This is a genomic window from Streptomyces sp. NPDC001270 (genome assembly GCF_042896695.1).
GTDB lineage: Bacteria > Actinomycetota > Actinomycetes > Streptomycetales > Streptomycetaceae > Streptomyces.
In genome coordinates, this window is sequence record NZ_JBIAXM010000004.1 from 303,286 (window position 1) to 317,360 (window position 14,075).

At 71.0% G+C, this 14,075-nt stretch carries 8 protein-coding genes; 7 read left to right on the top strand and 1 reads right to left on the bottom strand.

All coding sequences use genetic code 11. From position 1 onward, the window contains the following. Nucleotides 1-2 precede the first annotated feature (2 nt). The 6 genes from rpmA to ACFY2B_RS09550 all read left to right on the top strand — a co-directional run bounded on the left by rpmA (nucleotide 3) and on the right by ACFY2B_RS09550 (nucleotide 9,242). Entirely contained in the window at nucleotides 3-257 is a 255-nt protein-coding gene (gene rpmA / locus ACFY2B_RS09525; RefSeq protein WP_023550764.1) for a 50S ribosomal protein L27, read from the top strand. 172 nt (nucleotides 258-429) lie between these two features. Next, nucleotides 430-1,869, top strand: coding sequence for a GTPase ObgE (gene obgE, locus ACFY2B_RS09530; RefSeq protein ID WP_390762568.1), 1,440 nt, complete (start codon nucleotides 430-432; stop codon nucleotides 1,867-1,869). Nucleotides 1,870-2,245: 376 nt separating this feature from the next. Continuing rightward, the gene (locus ACFY2B_RS09535) at nucleotides 2,246-3,796 is read left to right on the top strand and encodes an alkaline phosphatase D family protein (protein ID WP_390762569.1); all 1,551 of its coding nucleotides are present in this window, start codon (nucleotides 2,246-2,248) and stop codon (nucleotides 3,794-3,796) included. A gap of 190 nt (nucleotides 3,797-3,986) precedes the next feature. After that, complete coding sequence (locus ACFY2B_RS09540) at nucleotides 3,987-5,270, top strand: hypothetical protein (protein WP_390762570.1); 1,284 nt, start codon at nucleotides 3,987-3,989, stop codon at nucleotides 5,268-5,270. A gap of 224 nt (nucleotides 5,271-5,494) precedes the next feature. Then, nucleotides 5,495-6,994: an SDR family NAD(P)-dependent oxidoreductase gene (locus tag ACFY2B_RS09545; protein WP_390762571.1), complete on the top strand. Its 1,500-nt coding sequence runs from the start codon at nucleotides 5,495-5,497 to the stop codon at nucleotides 6,992-6,994. A 166-nt stretch (nucleotides 6,995-7,160) separates the two neighbouring features. Continuing rightward, on the top strand, nucleotides 7,161-9,242 hold the full coding sequence (locus ACFY2B_RS09550) for a hypothetical protein (RefSeq protein WP_390762657.1): 2,082 nt from the start codon (nucleotides 7,161-7,163) through the stop codon (nucleotides 9,240-9,242). A 55-nt stretch (nucleotides 9,243-9,297) separates the two neighbouring features. On the opposite strand, the gene ACFY2B_RS09555 is transcribed toward ACFY2B_RS09550, so the two are convergent. Continuing rightward, nucleotides 9,298-12,375 (bottom strand): FG-GAP repeat domain-containing protein, encoded by a 3,078-nt coding sequence (locus ACFY2B_RS09555; RefSeq protein WP_390762572.1) that lies wholly within the window; start codon nucleotides 12,373-12,375, stop codon nucleotides 9,298-9,300. A gap of 486 nt (nucleotides 12,376-12,861) precedes the next feature. Here ACFY2B_RS09555 and ACFY2B_RS09560 point away from each other — a divergent pair, with 486 nt between their 5' ends. Beyond that, nucleotides 12,862-14,019, top strand: a complete 1,158-nt coding sequence (locus ACFY2B_RS09560) for a glycosyltransferase family 2 protein (protein WP_390762658.1) — start codon at nucleotides 12,862-12,864, stop codon at nucleotides 14,017-14,019. The last annotated feature ends 56 nt before the right edge of the window (nucleotides 14,020-14,075 follow it).

Below are 14,075 nucleotides of genomic sequence, written 5' to 3' on the forward strand. Positions count from 1 at the left end.
ACATGGCACACAAGAAGGGCGCATCGTCCACCCGGAACGGTCGCGACTCCAATGCCCAGCGGCTCGGCGTGAAGCGCTTCGGCGGTCAGGTCGTCAACGCGGGTGAGATCCTGGTCCGCCAGCGCGGCACCCACTTCCACCCGGGCGCCGGTGTCGGCCGCGGCGGCGACGACACGCTGTTCGCGCTGCAGGCCGGTGCGGTGGAGTTCGGTACCCACCGTGGCCGCAAGGTCGTGAACATCGTCCCGGTCGCCTGACCCAGGCTCCTCAGAGTCGCCTGACCCAGGCTCCAGACCGTACGTTTCGCGAGGCGGACCTCACTTCCCGGGCGGGAAGGCGGGTCCGCCTTTCGCGTGTTTCACGTGTCACCCAGCAATTCATCCGTACGTCCCCTGCCCGCGGCCGGGGTATTCCCAGGAGGCACCCACCATGACCACCTTCGTGGACCGCGTCGAGCTGCATGTCGCCGCGGGTAACGGAGGTCACGGCTGTGCCTCCGTCCACCGCGAGAAGTTCAAGCCGCTGGGCGGCCCGGACGGCGGCAACGGGGGGCGCGGCGGAGACGTGATCCTGACCGTCGACCAGTCCGTCACCACGCTGCTCGACTACCACCACTCCCCGCACCGCAAGGCCACCAACGGCAAGCCCGGCGAGGGCGGCAACCGCTCCGGCAAGGACGGCCTGGACCTGGTGCTGCCGGTGCCGGACGGCACCGTCGTGCTGGACAAGGCGGGCAACGTGCTCGCCGACCTGGTCGGGCACGGCACGTCGTACATCGCCGCGCAGGGCGGCCGGGGCGGGCTCGGCAACGCGGCGCTGGCCTCGGCCCGGCGCAAGGCGCCCGGCTTCGCGCTGCTCGGCGAGCCGGGCGACCTCCAGGACATCGTGCTGGAGCTGAAGACGGTCGCCGACGTGGCCCTCGTCGGCTATCCGAGTGCGGGCAAGTCGTCGCTGATCTCGGTGCTGAGCGCGGCCAAGCCGAAGATCGCCGACTACCCCTTCACCACCCTCGTACCGAACCTGGGCGTGGTGACCGCGGGCTCGACCGTGTACACCGTCGCGGACGTGCCGGGGCTGATCCCCGGCGCCAGCCAGGGCAAGGGGCTCGGCCTGGAGTTCCTGCGGCACGTGGAGCGGTGCAGCGTGCTGGTGCACGTGCTGGACACCGCCACCCTGGAGTCCGACCGCGACCCGGTCTCCGACCTCGACGTCATCGAGGAGGAGTTGCAGCAGTACGGCGGACTCGGCGACCGTCCCCGGATCGTCGTCCTCAACAAGGTCGACGTGCCGGACGGCAAGGAGCTGGCCGAGCTGGTGCGACCCGATCTGGAGGCGCGCGGCTACCGGGTCTACGAGGTGTCGGCGGTGGCGCACATCGGTCTGAAGGAACTGTCGTACGCACTGGGCGAGTTGGTCGGCGCGGCGCGGGCCGCGAAGCCGAAGGAGGAGGCGACGCGGATCGTCATCCGGCCGCAGGCCGTCGACGACGCGGGCTTCTCGGTGACGCTTGAGGACGACGGTCTGTTCCGGGTGCGCGGCGAGAAGCCGGAACGCTGGGTCCGGCAGACCGACTTCACCAACGACGAGGCCGTCGGCTATCTCGCCGACCGGCTCAACCGGCTCGGTGTGGAAGACGAGTTGATGAAGGCGGGCGCCCGCGCCGGGGACGGCGTCGCCATCGGCCCCGAGGAGAACGCGGTCGTCTTCGACTGGGAGCCGTCGGTGTCGGCGGGCGCGGAGATGCTCGGGCGGCGCGGTGAGGACCACCGGTTCGAGGAGCAGCGGGCCGCCGTCCACCGGCGGCGTGAGCGGCAGGTCGAACGCGACGAGGCCACCCGGGAGTTCGACGAGTTCGATCCGTTCGAGTGAGGCGGCGGCCCGGGTTGTTCGCGTGAGGCGGCGGCCCGGGCCCGTTCGTGTGCGGTGGGGGAGTCCGGACCTGCCGGTCAGGGCGTTCCTGGCGGCTGACCGGCTGACCGGCTGACCGGCTGACCGGCTGACCGCCGGCCGGTGTCGCTCGCCGGGAACGGCCGGCGTAGGACGTCGTCTCGGCCGTCGGACCCGTTGCGGCTCGTCGGGACGGGCCCGTGTGCCTCCCCCGAGCCGTGGCGGGTCCCCTTGTTGTCTTCGTTGTCTTCCTGTTCGTCATCTGTGTGCACACCTCTGTTCAGGGCGCGGTCCGTCCGGCCGTGGGAGCTTCCGAAGGTCCGTGCCCAAGAGGTCACTGTGGCAAGGGAGTCAGCACATGACCGGAGCAGTTTCGCCCGACCGTCGCCGCTTCCTGACCGCCGGTGCCGCCGTGCTCGGCGCCGCGGCCTCCGCCCAGTTGTGGCTGCCCACCCGGGCCAGGGCGGCCGGCACCCGGCTGCCCGACGGGGTGTTCGGCCTCGGCGTCTCCTCCGGCGACCCCCTGCCGGACGGCATCGTGCTGTGGACCCGGCTCGCCCCGGACCCGCTGAACGGCGGTGGCATGCCCGACACCACCGTCCCGGTCGAGTGGGAGATCGCCGAGGACGAGCGGTTCCGGCGGACCGTGCGCCGGGGCGCCGCCCCGGCCCGGCCCGCGTACGGGCACAGCGTCCACGTGGACGTGCGGGGGCTGCGCCCGGACCGCGCGTACTGGTACCGCTTCCGCACCGGCGGCCGGCTCTCGCCCACCGGGCGCACCCGTACCGCGCCCGACCCGCACCGCGCGGGAGGTTCGCTCCGCGTGGCGCTGGCCTCCTGCCAGAACTGGCAGAACGGCTACTTCACCCCGTACGCCGACATGCTCGCCCAGGATCCCGACGTCGTGCTGTTCGTCGGCGACTACATCTACGAGTCGGCGCCGTCCGCGACGGCGGTGCGCCGTCACGAGGGCCAGGGTGAGCCGTACACCCTGGAGCAGTACCGCAACCGCTACGCCCAGTACCGCTCGGACCCGGATCTGGCCGTGATGCACGCGCACGCTCCCTGGGTGGTCACCTTCGACGACCACGAGGTCGACAACGACTTCGCGGGGGAGGTGCCGCAGGACCCGGACAAGCAGGCGCACGACGCCTTCACGGCCCGGCTGACCGCGGCCTACCAGGCGTACTACGAGCACATGCCGGTCCGCGCGACCGCGATCCCGAACGGCCCGCACATCCGGATGTACCGCCGGCTGGACTTCGGCCGGCTGGCCCGGTTCAACGTCCTGGACACCCGGCAGTTCCGCAGCGACCAGGCCACCACCCAGGCCGGCGCCCAGGACCCGTCGGCGACGATGCTCGGCGCCGCCCAGAAGCGGTGGCTGCTCGACGGGCTGCACGGCTCCCCGGCCGACTGGAACCTGATCGCCTCGCAGATCATGATGGCCGAGACCGATCTGCTGCCCGGCGCGGGCAAGCTCTGGTACTACGACGCCTGGGACGGCTACCAGGCCGAACGCAACGCCCTGCTCAAGGAGTTCAGGTCCGTCCGCAACCCGGTGGTGCTCAGCGGCGACCGGCACCTGACGATGATCAGTGATCTGAAGGAGGACTTCGCCGATCCGGACTCGGCCGTCGTCGGCGCCGAGTTCGTCGGCACCTCCGTCTCCAGCAACGGCGACCAGGACCAGGCCGCCTTCCACGCCCAGTGGGACCCGCTGAAGGCGGACAACCCGCACTGGAAGGTGATCGACGCGCACCGCGGCTACCACCTCTTCGACATCGGCCGCGACGGCATCGACGCGCGGGTACGGGTTGTGGACACCGTGCTCGCCCCGCGGGCGAACACGAGCACGCTGGCCACGCTGCGGGTGGAGGCGGACGAACCGGGCGTGCGCACGGTCTGACGGTCCGGGGCGGTGTGCGCACGGTTCGACGGGCCCGGTGTGCGTACGGTTCGACGGGTCCGGTGTGCGTGGGGCCCGACAGGCCAGGTGTGCGTACGGTCCGGCGGTGCACGGGAACGCCCTGGGACTCACCGCAGTCCCAGGGCGTTCTCAGGTAAGTCTCAGGTAAGGCTCTTACTCTCCCGTGACCATGGAGACGGACTGTACGAGAGACGACATCCCGGTGAACGGGACCACCGACCGCGCCGACCGCGCCGACCGCGCCGACCGGGCCGACCGCGCTGACCGGGCCGACCGGGCCGCACCGCGCGCCGACCGCGCCGCCGCCCCCGCCCCGCTGCCGGCCGGCACCCGCCTGCTGCACATAGGCCCGCACAAAACCGGGACCACCGCCATCCAGGGCGCGCTGTTCGCCGCGAAGGAGACACTGCCGGACCACGGCGTCGTGTTCCCGGCGCACACCCGGCACCCCATGGAAGCCGCCCTGGCCGCCTGCGCCCGGCCCGGGATGATGGGCGACACCGTGCCCACCGAGCGGCACTGGACCCGGCTGGTCGGTCAGGTGCGGGCGGCCGGCCCGCGCACCTCGGTGGTGAGCAGCGAGTTCTTCGCCGACGCCGTGGACGAGGCGGCCATCGGACGGATCGTGGAGCAACTCGGCGGCGACCGGGTGCACGTCCTGGTCACCTTGCGCCCGCTGGTCAGGATCATGCCCTCGCAGTGGCAGCAGTACGTGCAGAACGGCCTGCGCATGGGCTACCCGGACTGGCTGGAGCACATGCTCCGCAAACCGCCGTACGAGAAGCCCAATCCGAGTTTCTGGCGTCGGCACCGGCACGACCGGCTGGTCGAGCGCTGGGCCCGGGTGGTCGGCCCGGAGCGGATCACCGTCGTCGTGGTCGACGACGGGGACCGGGACGGGCTGATGCGCACCTTCGAGGCGCTGCTCGGGCTGCCGCAGAATCTCCTCCGGCCAGTTTCGGACACGGCGAATCGTTCCCTCACCTACGCCGAGACCGAAATGCTGCGGAGCCTCAATGTGGAATTCCGTGGCAATGGTCTGCCCGATGAAATTTATTCGCGACTTGTCCGTAACGGCGCGGTCATGCATATGAAGAACTCGTGCAGCCCCGGCCCGGATGACGTGAAGATCGTCACTCCCCGGTGGGCGGTCGAGGCGGCCGCCGGGGTCGGCGCCGGGATGGTGGAGCGGATCGTCGCGTCCGGCGTGCGTGTCCTGGGTGATCCGGCGCTGCTGTCCGCCGTGCCGGCGCCGTCCGGCGATGTCCAGTGGGAGGCGCGGATAGCGTCCGAGGTCGCGGCGCGGGCGCTGTACGGGGCGCTCGCCGCGGCCGCCGCGGCGCCGGTGCGGCACGGCGCGCAGGCCAAGGCGCGTACTGTGCATCAGACCACGTCGAAGGATCTCGTCCGGGTGCTCGGGCACCGCTGTCTGCGGCGGCTGCGCCGGCGCTGAGCCGACGGTGTGTCACGTTTACTAAAACCATAACTCTGTGGAGTTACTCACATCAATTCCACGGGTTTCTTACTCGTTCTTACTCGGTGGGTCGCCCGCCGCCGGGATCAGAAGGTGAATGACAGGTAGCGCCCACATATGCAACGAAGGGCGTTCACCTTGCACTTCGGTTACTCGAAGTGGGACCATTTCCGGGTTCCGATACGCCACAAGGTAGGTCACCTGTGTCCCAGCGCATAGCCAAGCCCCGTACGACCGCAGTGATCCTGGCCGGCGGCACCGGCCAGCGCGTGGGTCTGTCGATCCCGAAGCAGTTGCTGAAGATCGCCGGCAAGGCGGTCATCGAGCACACCCTGGTCACCTTCGAGCAGGCGGACTCGGTCGACGACGTCATCGTGCTGATGGCGCCGGGCTATGTGGCGGACGTGGAGAAGATCGTCGCCAAGGCGGGGCTCCGGAAGGTCAAGGCCGTCATCGAGGGCGGCTCCTCCCGCAACGAGACCACCGAGCGGGCCATCGCCGCCCTCGGGGCCGGCCTGGCCGAGGGCGAGGACCTCAACGTCCTCTTCCACGACGCCGTACGCCCCCTGCTGTCGCAGCGCGTCATCGACGACTGCGTGACCGCGCTGGGGCGCTACCAGGCCGTGGACGTGGCCATCCCGTCCGCGGACACCATCATCGTCACGCGCACCCACGGCGAGGACGGCGAGTTCATCACCGAGATCCCGGACCGCTCCCGGCTGCGCCGCGGCCAGACCCCGCAAGCCTTCAAGCTGTCCACGATCCGCCGGGCCTACGAGGTCGCCGCAGGGGACCCCAACTTCCAGGCCACCGACGACTGCTCGGTGGTGCTCAAGTACCTGCCCGACGTGCCGATCCACGTCGTGGCCGGTGACGAGTACAACATGAAGGTGACCCAGCCGGTCGACGTGTTCATCGCCGACAAGCTCTTCCAGCTCGGCTCCACCGCCGCCCCCGAGCAGAAGGGCGAGGACGCCTACCGCGAACTGCTCACCGGCCGGACCGCCGTGATCTTCGGCGGTTCGTACGGCATCGGCAAGGACATCGCCGAACTCGCCCGGTCCTACGGCGCGCACGTCTACGCCCTGGGCCGGTCCACCACCGGTACGCACGTGGAGAACCCGGAGGACGTCGACGACGCGCTGTCCAAGGCGTACGCGGAGACCGGCCGGATCGACTACGTCGTCAACACCGCGGGCGTGCTGCGCATCGGCAAGCTCGCCGAGACCGACAACGCCACCATCGAGGAGGCACTGCGGGTCAACTACCTGGCCCCGGTGCAGATCGCCCGCTCCGCCTACAAGTACCTGGCCGAGACCAAGGGCCAGCTGCTGCTGTACACCTCCAGCAGCTACACCCGCGGCCGGGCGGAGTACAGCCTCTACTCCTCGACCAAGGCCGCCATGGTCAACCTCACCCAGGCGCTGTCCGACGAGTGGGCCGGCGACGGGATCCGGGTCAACTGCATCAACCCGGAGCGCACCGCCACCCCGATGCGCACCAGGGCCTTCGGCCAGGAGCCCGCGGGCTCCCTGCTCTCCTCCGAGGCCGTGGCCGGCACCTCCCTCGACGTGCTGCTGTCCGAACTGACCGGCCATGTCATCGACGTCCGCCAGCAGGATCCGACGGCGGGCGCGAGCCGGGCCTCCGGCTTCGAGCAGGCACTGGCCGGCGTCCTGGACCGCCAGGACGGGGTGGCATAATCGACAGCAAATAGCCAACTGTAATTCAGGTCTCTGTGGCCCCGAATTCGTGGGCACATGCAGGGACCTGAATGTATAAGACCGCAGATCGCCCGTAAGGTCTCATTCCGGCCGTTTTGTCAGTAAAAGGTACTCTGTGATATCCACCGCCATACGCGTCGCCCGGGTGGGCAGCGCGGCCGAGCTGGCCGCGGCGGTCCTCATGCTGCTGGGCTTCCCCTGTCTCATGGTGGCCGCGCTCGTCCCGAACGTGTACGCCTTCGCGGCCGCGGCCGCGGTGACCTACCTCGCGGACCACTACCTGCACCGCAGGGGCAGCTATCTGATCAGCCGTCTCAGCAAGGTCCGCGCCGGACTGTCGATCCGCTTCCTGATCCGGCAGCTCCTCCTGGTCCTGCTGCTGGCCCGGCTGTCCCTCGCGGACAACCTGATCTACTACGGCGCCATCGCCTGCTTCATCGCCTTCTTCGCCCTCCAGGCCCCGCACGGCGCGCTGGTCACCCTGATCCGCAACCGCCGCCGGCTGCCGGTCGCCACCCGCAACGTCGACCTGACATCGCGCATCCGCATCCCGGACGCCCCGCCGCAGGGCCTGCTCGACCGCTCCGCCGAGAAGATGCTCCACCTCGACCTCTTCGCGGTCGCCGGCATCCTGGTCGCCGCCGCGCTGGACACGTCCTGGTACGGCTACGCGGGCATCGGCATCACAGTCCTCCTCGCCCTGCTCTACGTCCTCGCGCTCATGCCCTACGTGCGCGGCGGCAGGATCCCGCCGAACGCCGACAAGGTGCTGGCCGCCGTCGACGACTGGATGGCCGGCTACAAGCCGCAGACCGTCCTCTACTTCTCCGGCTCCAAGGACTCCGCGTACCAGGTGAACATGTGGCTGGAGACCATGGAGCAACTGGACTCCCGGCCGCTGGTCCTGCTGCGCGAGCGGGTCATCCTGCAGAACCTGGCCCCGACCACGGTCCCCGTCGTCTGCGTGCCCGGCGGCGTCCACCTGATGAACCTCGACCTGTCCACGGTGCGCGTCGCGCTGTACGCCGCGAACGTCGGCAAGAACATCCACCTGCTGCGCGTACCGACCATGAAGCACGTCTTCATCGGCCACGGCGACAGCGACAAGATCGCCAGCGTCAACCCGTTCAGCAAGGTGTACGACGAGGTGTGGACCGCGGGCCGCGCGGGCCGCGACCGGTACGCCATCGCCGACGTCGGGGTCCGCGACGACGACATCGCCGAGGTCGGCCGCCCGCAGCTGGCGCCCATCCGGACCCGGCAGGACGCGCCCGAGGACCGGATGCCGACCGTGCTGTACGCGCCCACCTGGGAGGGCTGGGACGACAATCCGGGCAACACCTCGATCCTGCTCGCCGGCGAGAACATCGTGCGCCGGCTGGTGCAGGCCGACCCGCCCGTCCGCGTCCTCTACAAGCCGCACCCCTTTACCGGCACCCGCAGCGCGAAGGCCAAGGCCGCCCACGAGCGGATCACCGCCCTGGTCGAGCAGGCCGCCGCGGAGCGCGCCGCGGACTCCGGGTTCTTCGCCGACCCGGCCGCGCAGGAGGAGGCCGGGGCCGAACTGACCCGTATCGAGGCCCGGCTCGCCGAACTGTCCGGCACCGGCGGCGACAAGGGCGACGAGGCCGAGCAGTCCCGGGACGGCGTGGTCGACGTGACGGTGCACCAGGAGATCGCGGGGCTGCGCGCCGAGTGGAACACCGCCTACTGGCGTTCGTTCCCCGCGCACGAGCACCGCGTCATCACGGGCGCCGAGCCGCACCTGTACGACTGCTTCAACGTCTCCGACGCGATGGTCTCCGACATCTCCAGCGTGGTCTCCGACTTCATCGCGAGCGGCAAGCCGTACGCGGTCACGGACTCCGCCGGTCTCGGCGTCGAGGAGTTCAAGCGGCAGAACACGGCCGTGCGCGCCGCGGTGATCCTGTCCAACAGCGCCCAGGAGCTGGGCGGTCTGCTGGCCGCCGTGCGCGATCCCGCGGCCGACCCGCTGACCGCGGACCGCGCCGAGCTGAAGCGGTACCTGCTCGGCCCGGACGAGCCGAAGTCCATCGACCAGTTCAACACCGCGGTGGCCGAGCTGGCCCGGAAGGCGGAGCGACGCAACCTCGGCCAGGAGACCCGGTCCGCGGCCGGCGGCACGGACGCGGGCGAGCTGGCCGAGCTGGTGCCCGGTCAGCGACTGTCGTCGGCCGGCGAGGCGGACGGTGTGACGGCCGGCTGACCTGGAAAGCCCCCAGGGGGCGCACCGCGGCGGTGCGCCCCCGTCCCGAACCGGTTCAGAACAGGGCCTTGTAGCCCTTCCAGCCCGTCGCGATCTTCGTGGGCGCCCCGAACGAGCCCCGGCCGTCGCCGCTCTGGCGCCACAGGTTCCCCGCGGTGTCCCGCGCCACCAGGTCGGCCTTGCCGTCCGACGTGATGTCCCCGACGCCGACGACCGCGTTGTACGAGGCACCCCACTTCGAGAACAGCTTGGTCCGGGTCTTCGGCAACCCGCCCTTGGTCCCGTAGAACCGGTACAGCGTCCCGTCCTTGTACCGCGCCAGAACGTCCCCGAGGCCGTCGCCGTTGAGGTCGCCGGCTCCGACGATCTTCGTGTACGGGGCCCAGCCCGAGGCGATCTTCTTCCCGGCCGCCAGTGTGCCGTCGGTCTTCGCCGCGAAGAGGTACATCTCTCCGGTGGACGCCTTCCGCGCCAGCAGGTCGGTCAGCCCGTCGCCGGTGAGGTCCCCGGGCGCGGTCAGCACGTCGTAGGACTTCCAGCCGGTGCCGCCGCTCAGCGTCCGGTACGGCGTCGAGGGCGTGAGCGGCCGGCCGCACTCGGGCCGGTACGCCCGCAGCGACCCGTCCGCCATCCGTACGAGGACGTCGTTGCACCTGTCCTTGTCCAGGTCCCCGAACGGTACGGCGACCACCGAGGTGGACCAGCCCTTCCCCGACGTCGTGCCGGAGAACTTCCCGGCCCCGTTCCCGTGCTGGAACGTCAGGGTGCCGCGCGAGTCCAGCGTCAGCAGGTCCGCGACCGCGTCGGGCCACATCCCGTATCCCGCGTGGTCGCGCCGGACGGGCAGGCCGTAGATGACCTCGACCGTTCCCGTGCGGCGCAGCGCGGCCCCCTGGCCGTCCGCCGGGTTCGCGGTGAGTTCCCAGGTGTACCGGCCGTTCGGCAGCGGGCTCCGGTACTGCTTCGCCGGGTCCATGCCCGCCCACTGCACGTCCAGCCGCCCGCGGGTGTCGCCGCCCTGGCGCCGGTCGGCCACCTTGCCGGTGTTCCTGTCCCGGACCACGAACGTCCAGGACGCGACCGGCTTGGAGAACACGGCGTCGAAGACGGCCGTCCCGTACATCCCGGCGGGAGGCTCGGGCGCATCGGCGCGGGCGTACGGGGCGTCGGCCTCCCACAGCGTGGTCAGGGGCTGGGTGGTGGCGACCCCGGACGGCACGAGGTGGATCCGTTCCTGCGCGTCCACGTACGCGGCGTTGCCGCTGTACCGGTCGACGGTCCAGCGGACGTGCCGCTGCGAGGTCCCGGTGTCGGGCAGTCCGCCGATCACCCGGGTGCCGGGCGAACCGGAGTCCACCGTGGTGAGCAGCAGTTCTCCGGCCCGCCGGTCGTGCGTGACGACATAGCCGTCGCCGAGCAGCGCCTCCCCGGAGGGGACGGCCACCGACGTCCGGCGCGTACGGTCGTACACCCCGGCGGGCCCGTCGGGGCCGCAGCTCCAGTACAGCCACCGGCCCACGGCCTGTAGTTCCTGCGGAACGCAGTCCGAGCCGGTGTCGACGGTCTCGACGGTCTTCTTCGAGACGAGGTCGAACGCCGAGACGCTGCCGGGGGCGCGCGTCAGCGGGGCGCCGTAGTCGTTCAGACGGTAGACGGCCTGCTGGCCGGCGGAGGTGTAGATCAGGTACTTGTCCGAGACGGCGGTGATCCGGCCGCCGGCCGGCACGGAGCGGTCGTAGTGGTCGTAGTCGCCCGGGCCGTTGACCCGGAGCAGGTCCTGTCCCCCGCTCCGCCGCTCCAGCCAGGCGATACGTCCGTCGCCGACGTCGAAGACCGGCGCGCAGCCGGTGTCCGTGACCGGGCAGTCGTCCATGACCACGTAGGGCGTCGGTTCCAGGGGGGCGCGCTCGCCGTACTCCGGGGTGCCGGTCGCGGCCACATTCCGGACGTAGGGGATGCGGCTGCCCTTCGCCGGTTCGGCGTCGACGAGCCTGCCCTGGCTCAGCACGAGCCCCTCGACCGGGACGGCCGGGCGGGGCAGCGGCTCGACCATGGAGACGGCGGGCGCGCTGCCGTCGCCGGGGAGGATCCGCTGGACGCCGCGATCGTCGAGCGCGGCCGACGTGCGGCCGATGACGAGGGCGGTGCCGTCGGGAGCGCTCACCAGGCCGGTCTCCGATCCCGTGACCACGGTGACCGGGTCCCCGCCCGTGACCGGTGTCGCCTTGAGGACGGGGCCGGTGCCGGGACGGTGGACCAGCCAGTCGCCGACGAGCGCCAGTTCCTGGCCCGGCCGGGCGAAGCCGCTGTCCAGCGCGACCGCGACCGGTGTCGCCGAGACGTCGGAGCGGGGCAGCACCAGCACGGTCGAGTCGACGGCGCTGTACACCACGATCCGGTCGCGGGAGATCTTCGCCTGGACGTAGCCGCTGGGCAGCGGCTGCGTCCAGCCCCGCACCAGGCCCGTCTCCCGGTCGACGAGGACCAGCCGGGCCGTGCCGTCGTTCTGCCGGGCCGTGAACAGCACGCTCGTCGCGTCGGCCGCGCGCGGCTGGCCGAGCACCAGGTCGTCCGGGACGCCGGTCACCGGCACGTCGCGGGTGGTTCCGTCGGGCCCGCCGGTCAGCAGACGCATGACCCGGGCGGACGGCTCCTCCTCGGTCGTGGGTTCGTGCACGGTGACGACGGTGGTGCCGTAGACGGCGAGGACGCTCTGTCCCTCGGGTGTGCGCACCGTACGGGTCGTCCCGTCGGAGGCGTCCCACAGCTCCACCCGGTCGGAATAGCGGTAGGCGAGGACGTCGCTGCCGGTCCCGTCCGTGACGTACGTACCGGCCGGGTTCGGCGCGGTGACCGGCGCGCCGCCGCCGTAACGCGACCAGACGAGACCGGAGTAGCCCTCCTGCCGGTGGAAGAAGCCCTGGCTGCCGGCGCCGCCCGCACCGGCACGGGTGTTGCCGGCGTAGAGCGACGCCGAGGTGTAGGTGCCGCGCAGGGTCGCCGGGACGACGGTCTCCGCGGGCGCGGCGGGCGCCGCCGCGGCATCGACGGGCATCAGCGGGCCGGATCCGGCCAGGAGTGCCGTGCAGGCGGTGAGGGCGAGACCGGCGGATCTCGCGCCACGGTGCGGCACAGCGGATCTCGCACCAGGCCGGTGCGCAGAGGTGTTGCGGAACAAGGGAGCCCCTCCCGGGAAATCCGAGGGTCAGGCGATGTCGTCCATGTCCGCCATGCCGACCCGGCCCCCGCCGTCGCATCCCCTCGGCAAGTCGGCTGATGCTACCGCTGTTCGAGGCGAATTCGATCTGCCCATTCCCGCCCCGTTCAAGCCGCTTTCAGGTTCCCCGCCGATATTTCTCGACCCCCCATTCCCGGCATCGCCGAACAATTCCTCCTGGCCCCGCATACTGTCCGATGTCGCCCGTCACCGCCCTTACCTGTCCCTTCGCTGTGTGACGTCCGCCACGGAATGTGGGTCACCAGGCAACCGACAAGGCCGGATACCCGTCTAGCAAGTTGCGATTAAGGAGATACGGGGGGAATTTTCCATTGATGAGGGGGAAACGTGACCGTCGTGACGCAGCCTGATGTGAGCGTGGTCATCGGGGCGTACGAAGCGATGCCGTACCTCGTCGAGTGTCTGGCGTCCGTCGAGGCGCAGACCATCGACCCGGAACGTATCGAGGTCATCGCGGTCGATGACGGCTCCACCGACGGCACGGGGGAGTATCTGGAGGAGTTCGCCGCCCGTGTCGCCATCCCGGTCACGGTCATCCGGCAGGAGAACTCCGGCGGCCCCAGCGGCCCGCGCAACGTCGGCCTCGGCAAGGCGGCCGGCCGTTACGTGTTCTTCCTCGACGCCGACGACCGGCTCGGCCCGGAGGCCCTGGAGCGCATGGTCGCCATGGCCGACGAGAACGGCACCGACGTGGTCCTCGGCCGCGTCGAGGGCATCAACCGCACCCCGCCCAAGTCGATGTGGGGCAAGACGCTCGGCCGTACCGACGTCTACTCCTCCAACATCAAGTTCACGCTCAGCGCGCAGAAGCTGTTCCGCCGCGCGCTCCTCGACCGGCACGGGATGCGCTTCGACGAGTCCCTGTGGACCGGTGAGGACGCGCTGTTCACGATGGAGGCGTACCTGCGGGCCGACGGCGTCTCCGTGCTCGCCGACTACACCTGCTACTACCTGGTGGGCCGCGAGGACGGCAAGCACGTCACCAAGACCGGCGGCTACACGCTCCGCTTCGACTCGGCGCGTGCCCTGATGAACCTGATCGCCGAGATGGTCCCGGCGGGTACCCGGCGCGACACCCTGATGATCCGGCCCTTCCTGGTGACCCTGCTGCCGCAGTTCGGCCCCCAGTACCTGAAGGACAGCGAGGAGGTCAGGCGGCACAAGCTCGAACTGGCCAAGCCGCTGACGGACGCCTACTGGACCCCCGAGGTGGCCCGTCGGCTCAAGGTCCACGAGCGGCTGCGGCTGCACCTGGTGGCCATGGGGCGCGGGGACCTCCTGGCGGACGTCGTGGAGTTCGTCCGGGCGAAGCGGCAGGCCGCCGCCATCCTGGAGAGACGGGGCACCCGCGTCTACCTCGTCTACCCGCACTTCCGCTCCCGCGCGGCCCGCCTCCCCGACGCCCTCTACCTCGCCGAACCCCGCGAGGCCCGCGCCTTCCTGGGCTATCGCGAGGCCGCCGCGAACTCCCCCTTCCGCCGCGCCGTCCGCAAGATCCGCCGCACCTTGCCACCGAGCGGCTTCGGCACGACGGCCTGAGACCGGCCGGGCTCGCGGGAAGCGCCGGCCGGCCGGGCGTAGTGGCGGGCGGACCT

What these genes read in the sequence shown, in the direction of transcription:
- rpmA (WP_023550764.1), top strand. Translation starts at nt 3, where the DNA reads ATGGCACACAAGAAGGGCGCATCGTCCACCCGGAACGGTCGCGACTCC.
- ACFY2B_RS09540 (WP_390762570.1), top strand. Translation starts at nt 3,987, where the DNA reads ATGGAGACGGACTGTACGAGAGACGACATCCCGGTGAACGGGACCACC.
- obgE (WP_390762568.1), top strand. Translation starts at nt 430, where the DNA reads ATGACCACCTTCGTGGACCGCGTCGAGCTGCATGTCGCCGCGGGTAAC.
- ACFY2B_RS09560 (WP_390762658.1), top strand. Translation starts at nt 12,862, where the DNA reads ATGCCGTACCTCGTCGAGTGTCTGGCGTCCGTCGAGGCGCAGACCATC.
- ACFY2B_RS09535 (WP_390762569.1), top strand. Translation starts at nt 2,246, where the DNA reads ATGACCGGAGCAGTTTCGCCCGACCGTCGCCGCTTCCTGACCGCCGGT.